General features: G+C 30.0%; 20 protein-coding genes. 16 read left to right on the top strand and 4 right to left on the bottom strand.

Going from position 1 to position 22760, the window contains the following annotated elements; all coding sequences use genetic code 4:
- Nucleotides 1-9 precede the first annotated feature (9 nt).
- The 14 genes from ACJA23_RS00745 (at nucleotide 10) to ACJA23_RS00810 (ending at nucleotide 17693) form a co-directional block, all read left to right on the top strand.
- Nucleotides 10-1146: an MSC_0619 family F1-like ATPase alpha subunit gene (locus tag ACJA23_RS00745; RefSeq protein WP_406614352.1), complete on the top strand. Its 1137-nt coding sequence runs from the start codon at nucleotides 10-12 to the stop codon at nucleotides 1144-1146.
- A complete protein-coding gene (locus ACJA23_RS00750) occupies nucleotides 1146-2504 on the top strand; it encodes an MSC_0618 family F1-like ATPase beta subunit (protein WP_406614354.1) in 1359 nt (452 codons plus the stop codon). Before ACJA23_RS00745 ends, ACJA23_RS00750 begins: the two co-directional genes overlap by 1 nt.
- A 17-nt stretch (nucleotides 2505-2521) precedes the next feature.
- Complete coding sequence (mip, locus tag ACJA23_RS00755; RefSeq protein WP_406614356.1) at nucleotides 2522-4786, top strand: Ig-specific serine endopeptidase MIP; 2265 nt, start codon at nucleotides 2522-2524, stop codon at nucleotides 4784-4786.
- Between the two features lie 22 nt (nucleotides 4787-4808).
- Entirely contained in the window at nucleotides 4809-7088 is a 2280-nt protein-coding gene (locus ACJA23_RS00760) for an MIP family Ig-specific serine endopeptidase (protein WP_406614358.1), read from the top strand.
- 138 nt (nucleotides 7089-7226) lie between these two features.
- The gene (gene cysS, locus ACJA23_RS00765) at nucleotides 7227-8447 is read left to right on the top strand and encodes a cysteine--tRNA ligase (RefSeq protein ID WP_406614360.1); all 1221 of its coding nucleotides are present in this window, start codon (nucleotides 7227-7229) and stop codon (nucleotides 8445-8447) included.
- Nucleotides 8448-8493: 46 nt separating this feature from the next.
- On the top strand, nucleotides 8494-9195 hold the full coding sequence (gene rlmB, locus ACJA23_RS00770; RefSeq protein ID WP_406614362.1) for a 23S rRNA (guanosine(2251)-2'-O)-methyltransferase RlmB: 702 nt from the start codon (nucleotides 8494-8496) through the stop codon (nucleotides 9193-9195).
- Nucleotides 9188-9817, top strand: a complete 630-nt coding sequence (locus ACJA23_RS00775; RefSeq protein ID WP_406614364.1) for a hypothetical protein — start codon at nucleotides 9188-9190, stop codon at nucleotides 9815-9817. Before rlmB ends, ACJA23_RS00775 begins: the two co-directional genes overlap by 8 nt.
- 91 nt (nucleotides 9818-9908) lie before the next feature.
- Nucleotides 9909-10058, top strand: coding sequence for a 50S ribosomal protein L33 (rpmG, locus tag ACJA23_RS00780; RefSeq protein ID WP_406614366.1), 150 nt, complete (start codon nucleotides 9909-9911; stop codon nucleotides 10056-10058).
- The gene (gene secE / locus ACJA23_RS00785; RefSeq protein WP_406614368.1) at nucleotides 10058-10330 is read left to right on the top strand and encodes a preprotein translocase subunit SecE; all 273 of its coding nucleotides are present in this window, start codon (nucleotides 10058-10060) and stop codon (nucleotides 10328-10330) included. Before rpmG ends, secE begins: the two co-directional genes overlap by 1 nt.
- 8 nt (nucleotides 10331-10338) lie before the next feature.
- Nucleotides 10339-10938 carry a transcription termination/antitermination protein NusG gene (gene nusG, locus ACJA23_RS00790; protein WP_406614370.1) on the top strand — a complete coding sequence of 200 codons (600 nt, stop codon included), beginning with the start codon at nucleotides 10339-10341 and terminating at the stop codon, nucleotides 10936-10938.
- A 93-nt stretch (nucleotides 10939-11031) separates the two neighbouring features.
- Entirely contained in the window at nucleotides 11032-12063 is a 1032-nt protein-coding gene (locus ACJA23_RS00795; RefSeq protein ID WP_406614372.1) for a heat-inducible transcriptional repressor HrcA, read from the top strand.
- Between the two features lie 11 nt (nucleotides 12064-12074).
- Complete coding sequence (gene grpE, locus ACJA23_RS00800) at nucleotides 12075-12947, top strand: nucleotide exchange factor GrpE (RefSeq protein ID WP_406614374.1); 873 nt, start codon at nucleotides 12075-12077, stop codon at nucleotides 12945-12947.
- Nucleotides 12948-13129: 182 nt separating this feature from the next.
- Nucleotides 13130-14929, top strand: a complete 1800-nt coding sequence (dnaK, locus tag ACJA23_RS00805) for a molecular chaperone DnaK (RefSeq protein WP_406614376.1) — start codon at nucleotides 13130-13132, stop codon at nucleotides 14927-14929.
- A 136-nt stretch (nucleotides 14930-15065) separates the two neighbouring features.
- Nucleotides 15066-17693 carry an MIP family Ig-specific serine endopeptidase gene (locus tag ACJA23_RS00810; RefSeq protein ID WP_406614378.1) on the top strand — a complete coding sequence of 876 codons (2628 nt, stop codon included), beginning with the start codon at nucleotides 15066-15068 and terminating at the stop codon, nucleotides 17691-17693.
- 39 nt (nucleotides 17694-17732) lie between these two features.
- Here the strand turns inward: ACJA23_RS00810 and nagB are convergent, their stop codons facing one another.
- The 4 genes from nagB to ACJA23_RS00830 are packed head-to-tail and all read right to left on the bottom strand — an operon-like array spanning nucleotide 17733 to nucleotide 20412.
- The gene (gene nagB / locus ACJA23_RS00815; RefSeq protein ID WP_406614380.1) at nucleotides 17733-18455 is read right to left on the bottom strand and encodes a glucosamine-6-phosphate deaminase; all 723 of its coding nucleotides are present in this window, start codon (nucleotides 18453-18455) and stop codon (nucleotides 17733-17735) included.
- A gap of 10 nt (nucleotides 18456-18465) precedes the next feature.
- Complete coding sequence (locus ACJA23_RS00820; protein WP_406614382.1) at nucleotides 18466-18762, bottom strand: amidohydrolase family protein; 297 nt, start codon at nucleotides 18760-18762, stop codon at nucleotides 18466-18468.
- Entirely contained in the window at nucleotides 18701-19567 is an 867-nt protein-coding gene (locus ACJA23_RS00825) for an N-acetylglucosamine-6-phosphate deacetylase (RefSeq protein ID WP_406614384.1), read from the bottom strand. The genes ACJA23_RS00820 and ACJA23_RS00825 overlap by 62 nt, the downstream gene beginning before the upstream one ends.
- Nucleotides 19567-20412, bottom strand: coding sequence for an N-acetylmuramic acid 6-phosphate etherase (locus ACJA23_RS00830; RefSeq protein WP_406614386.1), 846 nt, complete (start codon nucleotides 20410-20412; stop codon nucleotides 19567-19569). Before ACJA23_RS00830 ends, ACJA23_RS00825 begins: the two co-directional genes overlap by 1 nt.
- Nucleotides 20413-20681: 269 nt before the next feature.
- Between ACJA23_RS00830 and ACJA23_RS00835 the strand changes: the two genes are divergently transcribed.
- Both ACJA23_RS00835 and ACJA23_RS00840 read left to right on the top strand, forming a co-directional pair.
- Nucleotides 20682-20975 carry a hypothetical protein gene (locus tag ACJA23_RS00835; protein WP_406614388.1) on the top strand — a complete coding sequence of 98 codons (294 nt, stop codon included), beginning with the start codon at nucleotides 20682-20684 and terminating at the stop codon, nucleotides 20973-20975.
- 2 nt (nucleotides 20976-20977) lie between these two features.
- Nucleotides 20978-22609: a PTS transporter subunit EIIC gene (locus ACJA23_RS00840; RefSeq protein ID WP_406614390.1), complete on the top strand. Its 1632-nt coding sequence runs from the start codon at nucleotides 20978-20980 to the stop codon at nucleotides 22607-22609.
- The last annotated feature ends 151 nt before the right edge of the window (nucleotides 22610-22760 follow it).

Consider the following 22760-nt stretch of genomic DNA (forward strand, 5'->3'; position numbering starts at 1 on the left):
ACTGGTTATATGTCACTGGACTTATTAATTCCAGTTGGTAAAGGTCAACGTGAGTTAATTATTGGTGATAGACAAACTGGTAAAACACATATTGCTTTAAATACTATCATTAACCAAAAAGGTAAAAATGTTAAATGTATTTATGTAGCAATCGGGCAACAACACTCACAAGTTTCAAGTGTTTATAAAACATTACTAGATAATGGAGCTATGGATTATACAATGATTATCGATGCTTCATCAAACAGTCCATATGACCAATACCTAGCTCCATATGTAGGTATGGCACACGCTGAAAATATTGCTAACCACTATGATGTTTTAATTATTTTTGATAGTTTAACTCAACATGCAAACATTTACCGTGAAATTGCTTTATTAACTAATAAACCAGTTGGTAAGGAAGCGTTCCCAGGGGATATGTTCTTTGCTCACTCTAGATTATTAGAAAGAAGTGGTAAATTTGTTGGACGTAAAAGTATTACAGCACTTCCAATCATTCAAACAGTTGAAAACGATATTACATCATTAATTGCTTCAAACGTTATTTCGATTACTGACGGTCAAATCGTAACTAACTCTGAATTGTTTGCTAGTGGAAAAATTCCAGCTGTCGATATTGATTTATCAGTTTCACGTATTGGTGGAAACGTTCAACAAAAACACATTGCTCGTGTTGCGAGAGAAATTGGAAAAATTTACAAAGCTTACAAGAGACAAACTAAACTGGCTTCATTAAAATATGACTTAAACGACGAAACAAGTACCTTAATTTCTAATGGTATGTTAGTTGAAAATATGTTCATTCAAAAAGGTATTTCAATTTACACCGAAAAAACATTATTCTTAGTTTCAAAACTAATTTCTTGAGGTGTGTTAAAAAATATTCAAAATGTGCAATGAGCTTTAAGTTTCTTCAACATTTTAGTTGATGTAGATCCAATTGCTAAAACTAACTATGAAAACTTAGTGTCAAACACTGCTCAAGATGAAGATACTATTAAAAACTACTTTGCTTTTGCATTATTAAACTATGCACAACACAGTGGAATCAAAGTTAATGTAGAAACTGAAGGAAACTTCGTACCACTTAGTGTAACACTACTTGCCAACATTGATGCATTAATGAATAAGGAGGCTAAATAATGAGTGCGAGAATTTCAAAGATTTGAACTGACGTTGTCGAAGTTAGATTTGAAAACGAAAGTCTTCCAAAAATTGATGCAATCTTAAAGGTTGAAAACAAAGCCTTATTACTAGTTAAGAAAATTGTTAATGATAAAGAACTATATGCAGTTATTATCGAATCATATGCTAATTTAGTAATTGGGGATGCTGTTCTAAATACTAACAACTCATTTATGGTTCCAGTTGGACAAAGTGCCAAAGGACACATTTTCAATGTTGCTTGTGTTTCATTAAATAAACCAAATGAAGCTTTATATAAAGTTGAAATGAATTCAACTATTATTCCTGATAAAGACTATACTTTTAAACCAGAAATTATGGAAACAGGAATTAAAGCCGTTGACTTCTTTATTCCAATTCTAAAAGGTTCTAAAATTGGTATCTTCGGAGGTGCTGGGGTTGGTAAAACAGTGCTAATGAAGGAAATTATCTTCAACTTAAGTAAAAACCAAAAAAGAACTTCATCTATTTTCGTTGGTGCTGGAGAACGTTCACGTGAAGGGGTTGAGCTATACAAAGAATTAACTGATTCTGACCTAATGAATAACTCAATCATGTACATTTCAAAAATGAACGAAAGTGCTGGAGCGAGAATGAGTGTTGTTCCAATTGGAATTACAGCTGCTGAGTACTTAAGAGACCAAGAAAAAGAAAATGTGCTTCTATTTATCGATAACATTTTCCGTTTCTTACAAGCTGGAACTGAAACATCAGCTTCTTTAGATAAAAAACCTTCAATTGGTGGATATCAATCTACACTTAACACCGAAATTTCATTAGTTGAAAACAGACTATTTTCAAACGAAAATGGTGCTATTACTTCATTTCAAACTGTTTTCCTACCAATGGATGACTTAACTGACCCTTCAGCTGTTGCTGTCTTTAGTCACCTTAATGGTTTCCTAGTTCTTTCACGTGAAGTTACAGCTAAAAACATCTACCCTGCGTTTGATGCGCTTGAATCTTCATCTGCTTCAGTTGATCCAAAAATAATCGGAAACAGACATTACAATGCTATTATGCAATGTAAAAAGACTCTTCAAAGATACAAAGAACTTGAAGATGTTATCTTAATTTTAGGTATTGACGAACTTGATGAAGAATCAAAAATCACAGTTAAAAAAGCTTTACAATTACAAAACTTCTTCTCACAATATTTCTTTACTACATCACACTTTACTCACGAAGATGGTGTATATGTAACACTAAACGAAACTATTGATTCAGTTGAAAGAATTTTAGCTGGTGAATTTATCGACTATAGTCCAAGAAAATTCTTATACATTAAAACCGTAGATGACTTACTTAAAAAATAAGTTTTAAGGAGGTTATTATGAAAAAATTCAAAAAAATACTTTTATCTTCATTATTACTAGCCGTTCCTATTGTCGCTTTAGTTAGCTGTGAAAATACTGAAACAAAGGATTCTGCATCTAACGAAGCTTCAATTTCAACTAATGGTTCAACCAATGCTCAAACTGGTACAGATGCAACCGGTACAAACCCTTCAGGCGGAAATACTGGTGGAAACACTGGTGGGGATACTAGCAGACCGGCTGCACCATTAAGTTTAATTAGTGATGGAAAAAACTTATTAAAAGATGAAGTGCCATATGAAATTGCTAATCCATATGGTCAAAAATTTGTTAAAAGATATTTAGGTCAAGAAAAAGATTATTTACCTGCTTTATCTAGACAATTGTTTACTCCTGAATCATTTGTTAGTGATTTAGTACCTTTTGATCAAGCTTCAATCGATAAGTTTAATGCAAGTGCTTCAACTGCGTTAACCCCATATTTTGCTAGCTCTATAATGAAAAACTTTTCACTTCCATCAAAAGATGGTAAGTTAGTTCTTAACCCTATTAAAGTTCAACTTAAAAACTACTCTGCATTAGACCACCCAACTTCAGAATCTGTAAGAAGAGATTTTGGTTTACCAAGATTAATTCCTAATCAACACTACAAAAATATTCTTCTACAAAGTTTTGCGATTCAAATTTACATCTTACAACAAGAAGCACTGAAATCTATTGGTGATAAAGGGATCGTGGATAAAATTGAATTAGGTACAGCTTGAATTTTAGATTATGCTCTAGATGGTAATGGTTATCCAACCAAGTGATATATAGCAACCAATTTACACGTTGCGACAGCTTTTAGAAAACCGTATGTCAAAGGAAGCAAAGATCCATATATACATGAATCAACAATTACTGATGATGTTAAAAGAAAACTAAAAGAATTGTATGATTACACTAGTCATTTAGAAAATGAATACAAAAGAGTTGAAGGTGAAATGAAAGCAGAAGAAACCAGAAACGGTCAAACCGCTGAATATCTTAAACTTAAAAAAGAACTTGAGCGTATAAATAATGATGAGCAATATGGTCACAAAAAACAAGAGTATAAAAATATATTAGATTCAATGCAAGGTTATACAAAAAATGTTACTTTTTACCATTTTAGTACAGATACAGGTATTAACAGCAAACTTGATGTAAATAGAGATGAAGTTAAAGTAAATAGATTTGTGTTTAAGCCAGAACAAATAAGAATCGTATATGCTGGTACAGATTTCACTAAACAAAGTCCAAGTGATTATGTTTACAATGATGAGTTTAAAAATTTACAAGAAATGGCTGATTTCGCTGTTTTAGAGCTTGATTTATCTCAACCTAATGAAGATAATACATATAAAGTTCACTATAGAACAGTTAACAAAACTGATGAAGAATCTACTTTCAATAATGCTCAAGATTTAGCTAGATCTTTAACATCTAATTATGCAAATGATGATAAATTAAAATCTAAACCTGCTAATTTTGATGTTTATCAGAAATACTTTGAATGATCAGAACAAAAAATTCCAGTTGGAGTTACTAACTCATTTGCTAATAGAAGAACAGTTGATAGACCGCTTATTGATTATAACTTTTTAGCTTTAGGTTTCCCTAACTCATACAATGATATTGAAGTTAGAGATTCTAAACCAACTGAAGGTGAAAAAGATGGATTAAAAGCAACTCAAAGTGTTTGAGTTAACAGACCATTTCTAAACTATGGTGCTAATTGAGATCAAGGATACAAATTATCAAATAACTTAGGTTTTGAAACATTCGTTGATAAACCTGGTGTTACAGATATGACTATTTCTACTCCAATTATTAATTCACAAGGTAATGCACCATTTAGCATTAACGGATTTAAAGAAGTTGATGCTCCATATCAAAATGATAAGTACATTAATTATGGATTAGGATACTATTTAGCTAGTTGACAACCTTTCCAAGGTGCTAGTGGAAGTAGTTTAAGAACTTTAGATAAAAAGATTATAGGTATTAACTTCTTAGCAGGTGATTCTCGTGGAGTTTCAAAAACTGCTGTTTCACAAGCTTTAAGAAGCAATGGTATTAATTACAATGGTCATTACGGAGCTTACAACTTAGCGCAATACGACTTAGTATATGGTGGTGGAGAAAACCAAAGAACATCATATAGAGAAAAATTACAACAAATTTACGGCGATAACTACAGAACATACCTATTTGAACAAGGTACTAACGTTATTCCTGACGAATACAAATTTAAACCATAATTATAACTAACAAGGAGGCTTTATGAAACTAAAGAAAATGATTATGGCTTCGTCTTCTTTGTTACTAGCATCTACTGGATTACTTGTTAGTTGCAACAAAAGTGTTGAAGTTAAAAAACCAAAAGACGAAGCACAAGCTCAAACAGACGCTAAAATTCAATCTTCAATTGATAAAACATTAACTAATACAATTGAAAATAGACAATCAATTGAAAACACATTAAAAAGTAGAACTAAAATTGAGCAAAACATTGGTGTTGCAGAGCTAGAATTAAATAGCAAAATGCAACAAAAACCAACTCTAAAAGCAGAATTAGATGCAGCTGAAGCAAAATATCAAGCTGCTGATAAAGCGTACCAAACGCAAGTGCTTGTTTATGAAAGTGCTAGCTCAAGTGAAAAAGAAGCTGCTAACAATAAATTAGTAGAATTGACTAATGAAAGAGATGTAGCTTACGCTGATTGAAATGAGAAAAAAACTAGCTACGAAGAATTAATTAAAGAAATTGATGGTTTAGAAATTAAAATTTCTAAATACAAAAGTGATATACACTCTACAAAAGGTAAAATCGCTAGACTTCAAAAAGATATTGCAAAAAATAATAAAGAAATTGAAGCAAATCGTAGTAAATTAGGTCAACCAGAACCTGCAAAACCAGCAGAAGAAGAAAATGCAGGTGACAATAACGAAATAGTCCGTGTGCCTGATTCAGGAAATCCTCCTACATTTGATATAAATAACTTCCCACCAAATAACCGTGGTGGAGCAAGTCCATTTGCTGAATTAAGTACTTATCCTTCATATGCTAGCGCTTACACAGAAATACCAGCAAAAGAGTTGTATAAAGAAATTTGAGACAGAACATTCTCATTAAAATATGGATTTAATGAGAATGACTATGACGAACATGGTCAACCTAAGGTCTTTAAGGTTAGAGAAGGAAGCCAAGGAACTGCATGGTTATTAGACTACCATAAAAATAAAAACAATAATAAAATTAAATTATTCCTTGCAACAAACCTTCACGTTCTAGGTAACTTTAGTAACGCTTTACCTACTGAATTACTTAAAAAATTCAACTATGATGATCCAAGTGGAAACAGTGTTTTTACACTTTCATTAGGTAAAACCCCTAATGAACCATCATATGAACCAATACCTAATAGAAGTATTATGGAAAATGTTTCAAAACGTGGTGGTTTTGCGACATTTATAAATATTTTTGATAAAGATAGTAATCCTAATAGTGAAAACTCTGCAAAACTAATATTCGCTGGTTTTGACTTCATGTCAAAAGAAGTTAGAGATGAATATAGAGAGCCAGGGTTAAAAAGATTTTCAGCTGAATTAGACAGATTAAGAGAACAATATAGTAAACCTGAATGACTTGGTGCTGAAGATGCTGTAAGAAGACTTGATGCCTTAGAAAAATACCAAAATAGTAAACCTGAAGCTGATAGAGCTATTCCTTTCTATGTGGACTTTGGTGTAATTGAAGTAGAAATTAACCTTGATACCGCTAATGAGACATTAAAAGGTTGAATAAATAAGGCTACTGCTGCAGTTGATAAATACTTGCTAAGAATGCAACAAAACAATCTACCTAACCACACATTTGGTTCAAAAAATCCACTTATGGACATTGACACTGTATCAAAAGCTAGAGGTGCTGGGGCTGATTCGCCACTGTTTGATACAGCGTTAGGTAATTCAAAATATGTATATGTAGCTGGTTATCCAGCCTATGATAAAAACACCTATTGAGTTCAAAATAACCCAACTAATCGTTATGACAATGAAGAAGTTTCATACCAAAGACTTGGTTTACCAAATGCTAAATTATTCAACAACTTAAAAGGTTTTGTTGAATCTAAAATTGAGACAGGAAACTACTCAATTTATACAAGTGTTTGAAGAAAACCAATGTTAGAGTGATATGGATTTTATTCAAATCTAAACTTTACAACTATTTATGGTGGATCATCAGGTTCAGTAGCTTATAACGAATTTGGTCAAATTTTAGGTATATACGCATTAACAAACAGTAGTGCAGTATTTGAAGATCTTATGGAAAGTGGTTCAGGTTATGCACCACTAGCTCAAAACTACAATATTTCAGCTGGAACTCACACAGTTTATGCATTCAATTTAATTGATGGTAGTGATAAATCTAAATACCCAGATCAAGCTAGATCATTTAGAGAAAACCTTGCTGAAATTTATCCAAATGGATTTGAAGATGGTACATTTAATACTGCTTTATTTGACAACTTCAAAACAACAAAAACAACAGCTAAATAATGAATAAAAGTTTAACATAGTCGCAATGACTATGTTTTTTATATCTAAAAAACAAAATCAATCAATTACAAACTAAAAAACTACTATATTAATACTATTCTAGAAACTAAATAAGGAGCATAATGCTATAATTTTAATATGTTAAAAATATATGTTTGTGGACCTACAGTTTATAATGATCCTCATATTGGAAATATGAGACCGATAGTCACTTTTGATTTGATACTAAAAGCTGCTAGATTCCTTGGAATTAGCTTTGAATTTGTGCATAATATCACTGATATTGATGACAAAATCATAAAAGCTGCTTTAGAAAACAATGTATCTGAAAAAGAAATTGCAACTAAATATAGTGAATCTTATTTAGAATTATTAAAAAACTTCAATATTGATACAGTTACAAAATTAGAATATGTAACCGAAAACATTGATACTATCAGTGAATTTATTTCTAAAATATTAGAAAATAATTCAGCTTACATAAAAGAAAATAATGTTTGATTTGATGTTGATAAAAATAAAAATCACTATGGTGATGTATCTAATCAAAAGCTAGATAATATGCTATTTGAAGATTTACAATATCAAAAAAACCATCCAGCTGATTTTGCTTTGTGAAAAAGTACAACTACAGGAATTAAATTTAATAGTCCTTTTGGTTTAGGTCGCCCTGGATGACATACTGAATGTGCAGCTTTAATTTTAAAAAACTTTGGTAACCAAGGAGTGGATATTCATGGAGGTGGAATGGATTTAACTTTTCCACACCATGAAAATGAAAACATTCAATTTTTAAGTGTAACAGGCAATCCAATCACTAAAAAGTGATTAAGAATTGGACAAATTAACCTAAATGGTGAAAAAATGTCTAAATCACTACAAAATGTGATTTTAGCTAAAGATTTTATCAATGAATATGGAGCTGATGTTTTAAAATTTATATTTTTATTAAGTAGTTTTACTGGAACAATTAATATTGATGAAGCTTTAATAGCAAATGTTAAAAAAATCTTACGTCGTATTAAAATTGTTTTCTTTACTGCTCACAAAAATCAACTTATAAACCAAGAAACTAACTTCAATAGTACTAAATTAGCATTAGATGCTTTATACAACTTAAATTTTGCTGAATTTAATAAAATAGTTAATAAATTATTAAAAGAAGCTAATTCAGGCGTAAATACCGAAGCTATACTAAATATAGTTCAGATTTTTACGATTTTACAATTTGAATGCAGTAAATTTGACTATTCTGAAGCAATTCAATTGTTCAATCACTGAAACGAATTAAAAGCTAAATCTGACTATAAAAACGCCGATATAGTGCGTGAACAGTTACAAAAACTAGAATTAGTCTAAAAAAGTTCTAAAATAATTCAAATCTAGGAAAAAAGAGGCCAAAATTATGAAAAAATTACTAATGTGTGGGAAAAATTCAGTAATAGAGGCAATTGATAATGGAGTGAAAATCAAAAAGCTTTATTTAGCAAAACAAGAACACTTGAAATTATTTAGTGGTTTAAAATGTCAGATAGAAGTTTTACCAACTCATTTATTAAACGCTTTAACAAACGAAAATCACCAAGGTTTTATTGCTGAAATTGAACCTCTTAGTATTTACGACATTGACTATTTAATAAAAGTCAAACCAGACAATATTTTAGTTTTAGATCATATACAAGATCCACATAATTTAGGTGCTATTATTCGTACAGCAAACGCAGCTGGAATTAAAGATATAATCTTACCTAAAGAAAAATGTGCAGAATTAAACTCAACAGTTTTAAAAATCTCTTCAGGTGGTTTTGTTGGTATGAGATTTTATAAAGTTAGTAGCTTAAGCGCAACAATTACCAAACTTAAAAAACACGATTATTGAGCATATGCAACCACTTTAGATAAAAATGCTCTACCTCATACAAAAGTAAGTTATAATAAACCTTCTATCTTGATCATGGGAAATGAAGGAGAAGGTGTATCAAAAAGTGTTTTATCAGTAACTGATCAAACAATTTATATAGAACAATTTGGTACAGTACAATCATTAAATGTATCAGTAGCAACTGGTATTATGCTTTTTGATTTAATCAACAAACAAAATGGTTAAATATCAATTTACTAATTTAAAAAAACAACAAGAAATTGAAAAATTCTTAAAATTAAAAGACTATACAAAAGCTAGTTTAAATACTATTATTCGTCACTTCGATTGTTATCATTATCAAGCGATCAATAACATTCTAAAATCAGTTAAGTTTAGAATAGGTTATTCAAATGTAGATCATACTGAATTAACTAATCAAATTTATGTAAGCTTTATTGAAATTTTTCAAATGTATGATTTAAATGATAAATTACAAGATTTTGATGTTTGAGTTTGAAAAACTCTAAAAAATAAAGTTCAAAATCACTTCAATAAATTTTTAACAGCTCAACAAAAGTTTGAAACTCGTGTATCTAATTTAGTTTTATCTAAAGAACAAATTTATAACATTAATAAAAACTTTGATGATACTGCTAAAAGTGGATCTTCAAGCACTAATAATGATTTAATTAAACAATCACTTCATAAATTGTATGTTAAAGAACTAGAATTTCTAATGGATAAGTTTAAACTATCAAACAAACAAGTAAAGTTATTCTATTCACCACAAAAACAAGCTAAACTTCTTAAATCTATTGCCAACAAGATTCAAAATTTAGCTTTCTTAAACAATAATATGTGGTAGAATATATTTAATATAGGGTCAGCCCTATTTTTTAATCAAACAAAGGACTACATATTAGTTTATTTAAAAACTTATATGTTAAAATTTAAGTATGGCTAACAACAAAGTTGCGATTGCATGTCAAGAATGCAAAAGAAAAAATTATTCAAAAAACAAAAGTTCTGGTAATCAAGCACGTATGGCAATGAAAAAATATTGCACTAACTGTAATGCTAGTACTTTGCATAAGGAGGAAGTATAATGTCAGATCGTGATGTTGATTTTGAAACTAACGAATTAACTTCTTACTTTGACAAAGAAGAAAGCGCTAACAAACAACTAAAACCTAAAAAACCAAAAAAATATGTTATTAGAAAGTTTGTTAAAGAAATAAAACGTGTAAGATGACCTAGTGCACAAACTAATTTAAGTAACTTTGCTCAAATTTTAGTTTTCACATTACTTTTTACTGGCTTTGTATTTGGTGTAACTTACGGATTTATTGAATTATTTAAATTAATTGGAGCACATTAGAGGTAACTATGATTGAAAGAAAAAAATGATACATGATTTCAACCGTTAGAGGGAAAGAAGAAAACGTTATTGAAGCGTTAAAAAACCGTATTCACGCTGAACAGGTTGAAGATGACTTTGATTTAGAAGCTACACCAGAAGGTCCATTTAGAATGTTTACTCGTCCAAGTTTAACTGCTAAAGAGTTAGAAAAAAAATTAGCTGGTGATGAATACAAAGTTAAACGTGTAAACTTATATTCAGGTTATATTTTTGCCAAAATGGAAATGAGTGACAAAGCATGATTTGTTATTCGTAACACTCAATATGTAACTGGTCTTATCGGTTCATCTGGGAAAGGGGCAAAACCAACTCCAGTTAGTGCACTAGAGATGAAAAAAATGTCTTTAGCTGAACAGCAAGCACAACACGATTTTGATTTAGAAAGAAACCTACAAGGCTACAAAGTTGATGACGTTGTTAGAATTACCTCAACTGCATTTAAAAATCAAATTGGAACAATAGCTAAAATTATTCTTGAAAAAAACGCTGCAATTGTGTTAATTGAAAACTTTGGTAAAAGAATTGAAACAGAAGTTTCTCTAGACGATATTGAATTAACTGAATAATGCCTCGGCATTATTTTTTTTAGTTTAAAATTTTTAGCAATATAAAAGGTTATTTGCTAAAAATATATTTTTATGTGCTATAATGTAATTATAATGAATCAGATAATAGAAAATCCAAAGTTAAATGCGAAATTAGAAATGATCTTAAAGTACACTGTTGTTTTATTCATTGAACGTGGTGAACCAATTAGTAGCCAACAAGTTTATTCAAGGTTTGAAAATGAACTAGATTGCAAACCAGCAACAATAAGAAGTTTAATGAATAAGCTCGAACAATATGGATACTTAAGTAAAACAAATTCAGCAACTAGTGGTAGAATTCCAACTACTTTAGGTCTTGATTACTATGCTAAATATTTTAGTTTATCTAGTGATGCACAAATAAAAAATAAACTAGAAGAAATATTTAGAAAAAAACACTATAGCATTGATGAAACAGTAGCTATTGCTGCTCAAACAATTAGTGAATTAACTAACTTTACTTTAGTTACAACTACTAGCGCAAGTGAGTTCTTGTTAAAAGGGATTGAATTTGTACCAATTAGTGAGACAAAAGCTACTATAGTAATAGTGCTTTCAAGTGGAGAAGTTTTTTCAAATGTAATTCAAGTTGATACTAAAGTATCAACGATGGAAGATGTTAGAATAGCTGTAAGAATTTTCAAAGAAAGATTAATAGATACTCCAATCAGTCAAATTAATCAACATTTAGAATTGTTACAAAACATTCTTTCTCAATCAGTGCACAACTATCAAGTAATCATAGAAAACTTTATCAATAATGTCTTTGGTCAAATTTACAAAAACAACTATACCAATACAGTTTATGGTAAAAACAACATTATTTTATCTAAAGACATTAATCGCTTACACCTAAATCGCATTTTAGAATTAATTGAAAATCATTCAATTTGAGAAAAAATCGAATCAGAATTAGAAACTGACGATAAAATCAGAATTTCAGTTGATGAATCTGGATCTTATATGTCAAAACGTATTTCATCTGAAAATAATAATATAACCGAAATTTCAGTAGTTGGCTCTAAATTAGCTAACTTTGATCAGATGAGAACTGTCTTAAACGTTATTGAAGCATACTTAACCAAAGAAAAAAGAAAAAAGTAAGGAGTAAATTTATGAAATTTGAAAAGAATCAAGTAATTAATGCTCACTTTAGTTTATTAGTTAGTGGAATCGAAATTCCTGAATATTCAGGTGTTAAAGAAATTCAATTAGGTAAAGAACAATATTTAGAAAACTTTGATCATTTTCTAATCAACCGTAAAATTAGCAAAGAACTTCAAATCAATGTTCCAATTGCTAAAAAATTCCACGATCCAAATATTGCAGGAAGAACAGTTTTAGTTCATATTTCAAACATTAAAGTTTCTGAAGGTCATGAAGCTGTTGAAAATGCTGAACCAAAACAAGAATCTAAAACACAAAAAATAAGTGAATTAGAATTAAAAAATCAAGAAATTAAAAAACTTGAAGAACAGTTAAATAACTTAAGATTACAATTAGCTGCTAAAGAACTTGAACTTATTAAACTACAATCTAGTTTTTTAACCAAAGCTAAAGAAATTCAAGAAAAAGCAGTTGAAGAATTAGCTAAGTCAAAACAAGAACTACAAGAAAAGGTTCAAAAAGAAAAAAATGAAATCAAAAGATATGCATTAGTTTCTTTCGTTGAAGAATTCATTAGACCATATTCATTACTTGTTTCAGCTGTTAAGTCAGGTGATAATATTGATAATCAACTAGTCCAAAACTACTGCCAAGGATTTAAATTAATATTAAATCAAATGGAATTAGCTTTAAATGATCACGAAATTACTTTTATCGAACCACAAATTGGTAGTGAATTTGATGCTCATACCCAAGAAGTTGTAAGTATCGAAGAAAACAAAGAGAAACCAGACAATACTATATTAAAAGTAACTTTACCAGGAATTAAGGTTGCAGATAGAGTTGTAAAACCAGCTGGTGTAGTAGTTTCAAAAAAATAATTTTAAAAAATTTAGCAAATATGCTTTGTGTTTGCTAAATCTGTGCTATACTTAAATTAGTTAAAAAACAAAATCACTCTATAAATACAAACATACACATATAAAAAACATATATATAAAATAAAATCAAAAATCCAATTAAACTCATACTTATATATTTATAGATATTCAAGGAGGATATTATGGCGAAAGAAATAGTATTAGGAATTGACTTAGGAACAACAAACTCAGTTGTTACTGTAATGGAAAACAAACAGCCATTAGTGTTAGAAAACCCTAACGGAAAAAGAACTACTCCTTCAGTAGTAGCATTTAAAAACGGTGAAATTATCGTTGGTGATGTTGCTAAAAGACAAGTTGAAACAAACCCAAACACAATTGTATCTATTAAAAGATTAATGGGGACAAATAAAACTGTTAAAGCAAATGGAAAAGAATGCAAACCAGAAGAAGTTTCAGCAATGATTCTTTCATATATGAAAGACTATGCAGAAGCTAAATTAGGACAAAAAGTTTCTAAAGCTGTTATTACAGTTCCTGCTTACTTTGATAACTCACAACGTGAAGCTACAAAAATTGCAGGTAAAATTGCTGGTCTAGATGTATTAAGAATTATTAACGAACCTACAGCAGCAGCTTTAGCTTTTGGTTTAGAAAAAACTGATAAATCAATGAAAGTTTTAGTTTACGACTTAGGTGGTGGGACATTTGACGTTTCAGTATTAGAATTAGAAGACGGAACATTTGAAGTATTATCAACTAGTGGTGATAACCATTTAGGTGGAGATGACTGAGATCACGAAATCGTAAAATGAATGATCAAACAAATCAAAGATAAATATGACTTTGATGCTAAAAATGACAAAATGGTAATGTCAAGACTTAAAGAAGTTGCTGAAAAAGCAAAAATTGACTTATCAGCACAAAGTGTTGCTCAAATTAATATTCCATTCTTAACAGTTACTGCAAGTGGTCCAATTAACGTTGAATTAGAATTAAAACGTAGTGAATTTGAAGCAATGACAAGTCACTTATTAGATAAAACAAGAAAACCTATTGAAGATGCTTTAAAAGAAGCTGGAATTACAGCAAACGACTTACACGAAGTATTATTAGTTGGTGGATCAACAAGAATGCCAGCTGTAGTAGATATGGTTAAAAGAACATTAAATAAAGAACCAAACCGTTCAATTAACCCAGATGAAGTTGTATCAATTGGTGCTGCTATTCAAGGTGCTGTTTTAGCTGGAGATATTGATGACATTCTATTATTAGACGTTACTCCATTAACACTAGGGATTGAAACAATGGGTGGTGTAGCAACTCCATTAATCCCAAGAAATACAACAATTCCAACAACAAAATCACAAATTTTCTCAACAGCTGCTGACAACCAATCAGAAGTTACAATTAGAGTAGTTCAAGGTGAAAGACCAATGGCTATTGATAACAAAACATTAGGACAATTCAACCTTTCTGGAATTGAACCAGCTCCAAGAGGTGTTCCTCAAATCGAAGTTAGTTTCTCAATCGATGTTAACGGTATCACAACTGTTTCAGCAAAAGATGTAAAAACAGGTAAAGAACAAAAAATTACAATCAGCAACTCAAGTAAATTAAGCGAAGAAGAAATCCAAAGAATGGTAAAAGAAGCTGAAATGAATAAAGAAGCTGATGCTAAACGTAAAGAAGAAGCAGAAACAATCGTTAGAGCAGAAACTTTAGTTGACCAAATCAACAAAGCTATCGCTGAACAAGGTGATAAAATTGATGCTAAAAGCAAAGAAGAAGCAGAAAAATTAGTAACTGAATTAAAAGATTTAATTGCTAAAAAAGACATTGAAACATTAAAAACAAAACTTGAACAAGTTGAAAATGTTATGAAAAACTTTGCTAATTACGCAGCTCAACAACAAGCTCAATCACAAGAAAGTTCATCATCAAATGCAAAAGAAGATGTAGCTGAAGTGGTAGAAGAATAAAACCAAAAAATGCAAAATTAATACTTAGTTTATATTTCCTATATTTCATAAAATCATTTTAGTTGGGATATTAAATGTCCCAACTTTTATTAATTTTTATTACTAGTTTTTAATAAGTTTATAATTATTAGTACATATGAAATCTTCAAAATTTATAAAAATACTTTTAACTTTTTCAGGTATTTCAACAATACCACTATCAGTTTTATCTTGTAATGAAGATAAAATTATAGCAAAAGAACACAAAAACACTGAAAATACTAGTAAAGAAGTTATCGTTGATAACAAAAATACTAATAAACCTAGTGAAAATAAAACAGAAACAAATAGTGAAGCTACAAATATTACTAATAATAACCAAAACACTGAATTTAACGAACTAAAAGAGAAATATTTAGCTTTAATACAAGAATTTAGTAGATATAGTGATGTTAGTGAACAACTAATTTCTCAATTAAATACATATAAAGCTTCATTTGATCAAATTAATCAATCAAAAGATTTCGAGAAACTAAAGTTATTAGTAATTAATTTAACTTCATTACTTGTAAAAGTTAAAGTTAACTTTGATTTTAGAATAGTAGCACCACAGCTTAATGAAAAATTAAAAGTATTGAATAAATTTAAACTTGATACTCGTAAGTTATCAAGTAAATATATCGATAAAATCAATCAGCAAATTAAAAATATTGAAGATTTATTAAATGATATAAACTCAACTAAGGAACAAGCACAAACAATAATTCATAATACAAGTAGCTTAATTGATCAAATAGAAGAGTTTATAAATTCTCAAGATAATACAGAATCACAAACGGATAGTCACACCAATAATGAACCAGAAGTAGAACCTAATACAAATCCATCAAATACAAACGAAAACATTGAAAATAATAGTAATTTAGGTACAAATACTAATCAAGATAAAGAAGAAACTGAAACAGAAAATGATACAACCAACAATACACCAGTAGAAACAAATCCTACAGTTGAACCAAATATAAATAATAACCATAATAATAGTGCTAACAACATATCTGTAGCACAGCTAAATACATATGCTAATAATGTTTATATCAGTTTCACAAACCAAAATGTCACATTCAATGAGTTAGAAAATCAAGATTTATTTAATCACTTAAATATAATTAATGTTCCTGAAAATACTACTCTTGTAGATAAAACATTCACTAAAGATAATTACTATTTCACAGTTTCATTTAAATTAGCTGATAAAAATAACACAAGTGTAAAAAGTGAATTAAGAACTATTAATCTTTATCCGAAATTGTCTGAAAGCGAAGTAAACAGTTATTACGCTAATAACACATCATTAAATAAATATGCTGAAACTGATATTCCAAAAGATTTATTATTAGCAAATAATAATGAATATTTACAAAAAATTCTAGCAAGATCATTTTCACTAAGATGAGCTTTTAAGGATGGAACTTGAACTGGTGGAACAGCATGATTATTAGACTATCACAAAATTAGTAATGATAAATATTCTTTATACTTAGCTACAAATTATCATGTTGCAGTTGATTTGTACAGTAAGAAAGATCAAGAAATTTATTATCAAGATAAACGAGTTGATTCAAATCCAATTTTAGATTTTAGTTTCTCTTTTGATGTAACTAAAAATTCAACTATAAATGCTAAAGCTAAAAGACATGGACATCGTAGTAATTATGCGTATAGAAGACTAAAACCAAATAATCTACCTGAACTGATATTTTTAGGTCAAAACTTTACAAAAAGCCAAATCAATAATGAAGGCAAAAACTACTATTCAGATTTTGCAGTAATAAAATGAGATGTAGATTTATCTAAACAATTAACCAAAGATGATATTAGTTATAATAAAGAAACTGATAGTAGAGTTATTGATCAACAATTAAAAAGTGAAAATGTAGAATGAGCTTTAATGGCTGATCATATCAGGGAAGCAATTGAAGAATTAGATAACTCATATTCTAGATTCGTAGGTCCTAATAAGCAATACTGAATGAATAATGGTAAATTACCTTATGCGAGTTTACCAATCACGAGTTTATCTATAGCTAGAGAAAAATATTTTGGTGATGACCGTGAAAATGCGATAAAAAATACTCCGTATAATGGTTTTCCAAATACTGTTAAAAACATTGATGAATTAAGTGGTTATGTTTCTAAATATTTATCAAACTATAAATACACATATTTAAATAACGTTTACTTTACTGGTTTTTCATTAATAGATGGAGCTTCACCAGTTGTTAAATCTAATGTTGAAAATAGCATAGTTAATGATCAAGGTTTTAGTAATGCAGTTTTTCATACTCCATTTTTACTTCCTGTTTATGGATATAATAACTTACCGATTGCAAATCACGGAACTACCTTTAATTTAAACAATAAATCTTATTACTATGGTGCAGCATTATGATCTAGAGCTGTATTAAATGGTAGGGGTGGAATGAGTGGTTCACTTGTTGTTGATCAACAAAATTTACCTATTGCAATTTATTGAGGAAATGAAGCCCCTACATCTATTAGGGATGATAGTGGTAAAAGTCACACAGTTTATACACACTTATTTGCTCCATTTAGTCAAGAAGTTCCTTATGTGGCTAATGGTTTATTAATTGATGCATATAACTTAATTGATGGAACAGATAAAACTAAATATCCAAATCAAATTCACTCATATCGAGAAAGATTAAAAGCACTTCACCCAAACGAAACTTATATTACAAAGTTATTTAAAGATGGTGTTTAAAACTAAAACACAATAACCGTTAAGTTATTGTGTTTTTTGTTAAATTAATTTAGCTGCTGCTTCATCTAAAATAAATGTTACATCTTTGTGTAGTTGTAAAAAGCTAGCAGGGCAATCTTCGCTTACAGGTTTTTTGATAGCGTCATAAATAGCTTGTGCTTTTGATTCACCATTAGCAATTAGAATAATTTTCTTAGCTTCTAAAATTGTACCAATTCCCATTGAAACAGCTGTTTTCGGAACATCTTTTTCAGAATCAAAATATATTTTATTTGATTCTATAGTGCTTTTAGTTAAACTAACTTCTCTTGTACGGTCTGTAACTTTTGAACCAGGCTCATTAAAAGCTATATGACCATTGGTTCCAATACCTAAAATCATAAAATCAATGCCACCTAGAGCTTTGATTTTTTCTTCATAACTTAAAGAGTTAGCAACTAAATCACCATTTCCGTTAGGAAAATTAATATTTTGTTTTTGAATATCAATATGATCAAATAAATTATGATGCATATAGTAGTGGTATGAACATTTATTAGTTTCTTGTACTCCTACATATTCATCTAGATTAAAACTAACTACATCTTTAAAACTTACTTTGTTTTCCTTATATAAAGCAATTAAATCTTGGTAAGTTTTAAGTGGTGTTCCACCTGTGGCAAAACAAATACGACTATCTTTTTTAGCTTCAATTTGTTTAGCAACCATTTTAGCTGCTACACTTGACATTTCGTCATAGTTTTTAGTAATTTTAATTTCCATTTTAAGCTCCTTAGTTCACAACTTGTCCATCAATGTAAACATTAACTATTTCATTATGCTGATTTAATTCAACTAAATCAGCAATGTAATTTTTACCTACATAACCTAAATTATTGATCTTAAGGTATTGGGCTGAATTATATGAGGTCATTTGAACAGCTTGACTTTCAGTATAACCAAGTTTCAATAAGTTTTTATAGGCATCAAAAATACAAATCCCACTTCCTGCGATTGTATTTGTGCCTTTAAGGTAGATTTCGATGCCTTTTTTTAGTAATTGGTATATCACCAGAAATGCTATCTCCATCAGCTGAATAAGCTGGTTTTATTGCATCAGAAATACAAATGATTTTATCTATTCCTTTATTTTTAATTGTAAAATCAATTGTTTGATTAACAATATGATGTAAATCAACAATTACTTCAGTATAGACTTTTTGATCCATTAAAGCAGCTTGCACTATTCCTGGTTTTCTTGAATCTACTCCAGACATAGCATTTCATAAATGACAAACTGAATAACAACCGTTATCAAAGAATTTTTTAGCTTCTTCATATAAAGCTGGTGAATGGCCGATTGAAGGAATAATGCCAAGTTCAAACATTTTATTTTGAATTTCAATTGAAGCCATATTTGGATCAAAAGAAATTTTTTTAAGTTGCTTTTGAGAAGCTAAAAATAGTTCTTCAACATTTTCTTTTGTTGCTTTGATTAAATATTCTGGTTTATGTGCACCTTTTTTCTCTAGCCCAATATAAGGACCTTCGATGTGAATACCTAAATTTTTCGAAGTAAAGTTCTTAGTTTGAGCTATATTTTTTAATGCGACTAATATAGTTTCTCACTTATTAGTCATTGCAGTAGGCATAAATGAAGTTGTACCGTGTTTAGCTAACTGATATGAAATTTTTTCAACAGCTAAACTACCTTCCATAACATCATAATCAGCGAACCCATGAATGTGAGTGTCAATAAAACCAGGAACTATTGTTCTTGAACCCATTCCTTCTTTATGGATTACTATATTTTTAATTAACTTACCTTCAATTTCAATATCAGCATTATTAATGGTTTGATCAAAGTTGACTATCTTAACATTTTTAATGATCATTAACTCATAGCCTTTCTCAAGTTGTTATGATTTTTTTCTAATATACTTTTAGCTTCGTTTGCATTAACTTTTTTAACTAGCATAATAATAGCAACTTTAATATTATCGTGAGCTTCTTTATAAGCTTTAGCAGCTACTTCAGTAGCACAGTTTACAATTCGAGCAATAATATCGATACTTCGAGCCACTAATTTTTCATTAATTGGTGTTAAATTGATCATTCATTCATCAAAAACTTTGCCCATTTTTATAGCAACTACTGTAGAAATGGTATTAGCAACCATTTTTTGAAGTGTTCCTCCAAGTAGTCTGGTAGACCCTTGAACTATTTCGTTTTGAACTACTAAGTCAACCACTAGATCACTTAACTCTTCACATCTACCACCTTGTTTATTAGTTACTAATGCAATTTTAGCCCCAACACTTTCGGCATGTTGCATAAAACCATAAACATATTTAGTATTTCCAGACGCACTAAGTCCCACCACTAAATCACCAGCTTTAACATCTAGGTTTTTTGCATCATTAACACCTAGCTCTGCATCATCTTCATAACCTTCAAGTGAAGCTAAAATTGCTTCACTTCCACCTGCCATACTATAAGTAAATCAATTAGCTTCGCCAAATGTAGGAAGTACATCTAAAGCATCTAATAGACCAATTCTTCCACTAGTACCAGCTCCTACATAGATAACACGAAAGCCATTTTTTACACTTTTATAAGCCAAATCACATAGTTTAGTAATTTTTGCTTGTTGACTATTATATATTTGATAAGCTTCCATATTTTGCTTATTAAATAGCTCAACTAACTCGTCTGTTTTAAGAATATCTAACTGTTTCATTGCGCCTCATTTGTGCTTTTTAAAAAGCACGCATCATTTAAATTTTATTCTTCTTAAAACTAAAAAATGAAAAAATGGCATCTTTTTTAGCCATTTTTTGCATAAATATATGACTGTGCCAAAAATATGGAAATATTTCCACATTTTTCACATGATGATGCAACAAAGAAGGGGTTTTTGAATAAATAGCAAAATAGGAATATGATATTTTTGAGTGCAGGGTCAAAAGCTTTGCAACATTGCACTCAAAAAACAAGGATACAAATAAAATGAAGCAACTTAAAGCAAAAGGATTAAGTGATCTTATTAAGAAGATGCATCCTACTCAAATTGCTTACATGTTACTATGAGCTTTTTTTATTCTGCTTTTGGTAATTTGAGTAATTATTACAGCCGTGTTAAACGGTAACAATAGTTCATTAAGTGACCAAGCTGTTGCAAACATTAATGCTACTGTGGCGTTAATCATGATTTTAGACATGTTTGCCGCCATTGTTTTAACAGTGGTTACTCACAACTACATTCTTAAAGGTAAAAAACTTTTTAGTAAGGGAGGTAAATAAGTATGCATTTATCTTCTACTAAAGGTAATTTTGGTAAAAAATTATTAGCTAAGTTGGGTAGAGTTGGTGGAGCTTTAATGTTCCCAATTGCTGTTTTACCAATCGCAGCTATCTTACTTCGTGTAGGGGCTGCTATTCCACCAAGTACTGAATTTTCTGCGTTAATCGGAAATATCATTATTAAAGCTGGTGCTGTAGTATTTGACTACTTACCAGTACTATTTGATATTGGTTTATCATTTGGGTTTACTAAAGAGCGGCGTGGTGAAGCGGCGTTTGCTGGATTTATTGCCATGATGCTACTTATGTCATTAATGGAACCATTAATTGATACAATGTATGGAAAAATTGACTTTGGAAACGGAGCCATCGGATTTAAAGGTGTCTTCGGATCTAAATTCAATGCTGTTGTATCAGGTAACTTCTTAAATGGTATTATTGTTGGAGCTATTGTAGCTTGAATTTACAATAGATTCAATAACACAGAACTTCCAAAGGTTTTAGGATTCTTCTCAGGAAGAAGACTAATTCCGGCATTAGCAATTATTGCTATTTTAACTTTCTCAATTTTCTGAGCAATTATTTTCCCATGAGTTGGGTACTTAATCTATATTCTTTCTAAATTAATTTCAGAAGCTACAGATCCAGGTCGTGAAAACAATGGTGCACTACTTGTAACTAGAGCTTCAATTATGGGTGTATACGGATTTATGAACCGTTTATTAATCCCATTTGGACTACACCACATTCCAAATAACTTATTCTGATTCCAATTAGGATCATTTGACAATCAAAGTGGTGATATTAACATTTTCTTAAATGGTATGGCGAAAGGAAACCCTGGAGGATTATTCCAAGCTGGTTTCTTCCCGATGATGATGTTCGGTTTACCAGCATTAGTTGGAGCATTCTGATTTACTGCTGAAAATAAAGAGCAAAGAACTAGAGTTATTTCACTTCTAGGTTCTGCTGCTGTAGTATCATTTTTAACAGGTATTACAGAACCAATCGAATTCTCATTCGTTTACGTTTCTCCTTTACTATATTTTGTACATGCTGTATTAACTGGTATATTTGCATTTATTACTGGTTTATTCGGAATTCAAATCGGATTTGGATTCTCTGCTGGTGCAATTGACTACCTACTAAGTATTCCTAAATCATTAGCAATTATTAAAGAATCAGGATTCTCAAGCGTAAGAGCTGCTTTTGCTAACCCAGGATGAATTATTCCTATTGGTCTATTGTGTGCTGTAGCATACTTTGGTTTAGGAACATTAATTATTAAAAAATTAGACCTTTCTACTCCTGGTAGAAAAGGTGGTGTAATCGTTGTTGATGAAAAACACGAAGAAACACCAGAAAACGAAACCGCCCATGGTGGTATGTCAGAAAAAGCGAAAAAAATCGTTAAAGCATACGGTGGTTGAGAAAATATCATCGAATATGTAAACTGTGCAACAAGACTTAGATACGTTGTAAAAGACGCAAGCAAAGTCGATGTTGATGCTCTTAAAAGAGCTGGTGTAATAGGTGTTGTACCTATGTCTGAAAATACAATTCACTCAATTATTGGAGTTGAAGCTGAAGCCTTAAATGGTGAAATTCAAAGCCATATTGGTGAACAATTATAAGACGATAAATGCAACATATAAAAATCTATTTAATATTTCTTATAAATACTTAATACAAAAAAAACTATATTTAACTAAAAATTTCATTTTCAATTAATACTTAATATATTCAAAACATTATTCTCGTCGTGAAACGACACTCCTTTTCCTA

Origin of the sequence: Mycoplasma corogypsi (assembly GCF_045276875.1) — a bacterium.
Taxonomy (GTDB): domain Bacteria; phylum Bacillota_I; class Bacilli_A; order Mycoplasmatales; family Metamycoplasmataceae; genus Mycoplasmopsis; species Mycoplasmopsis corogypsi.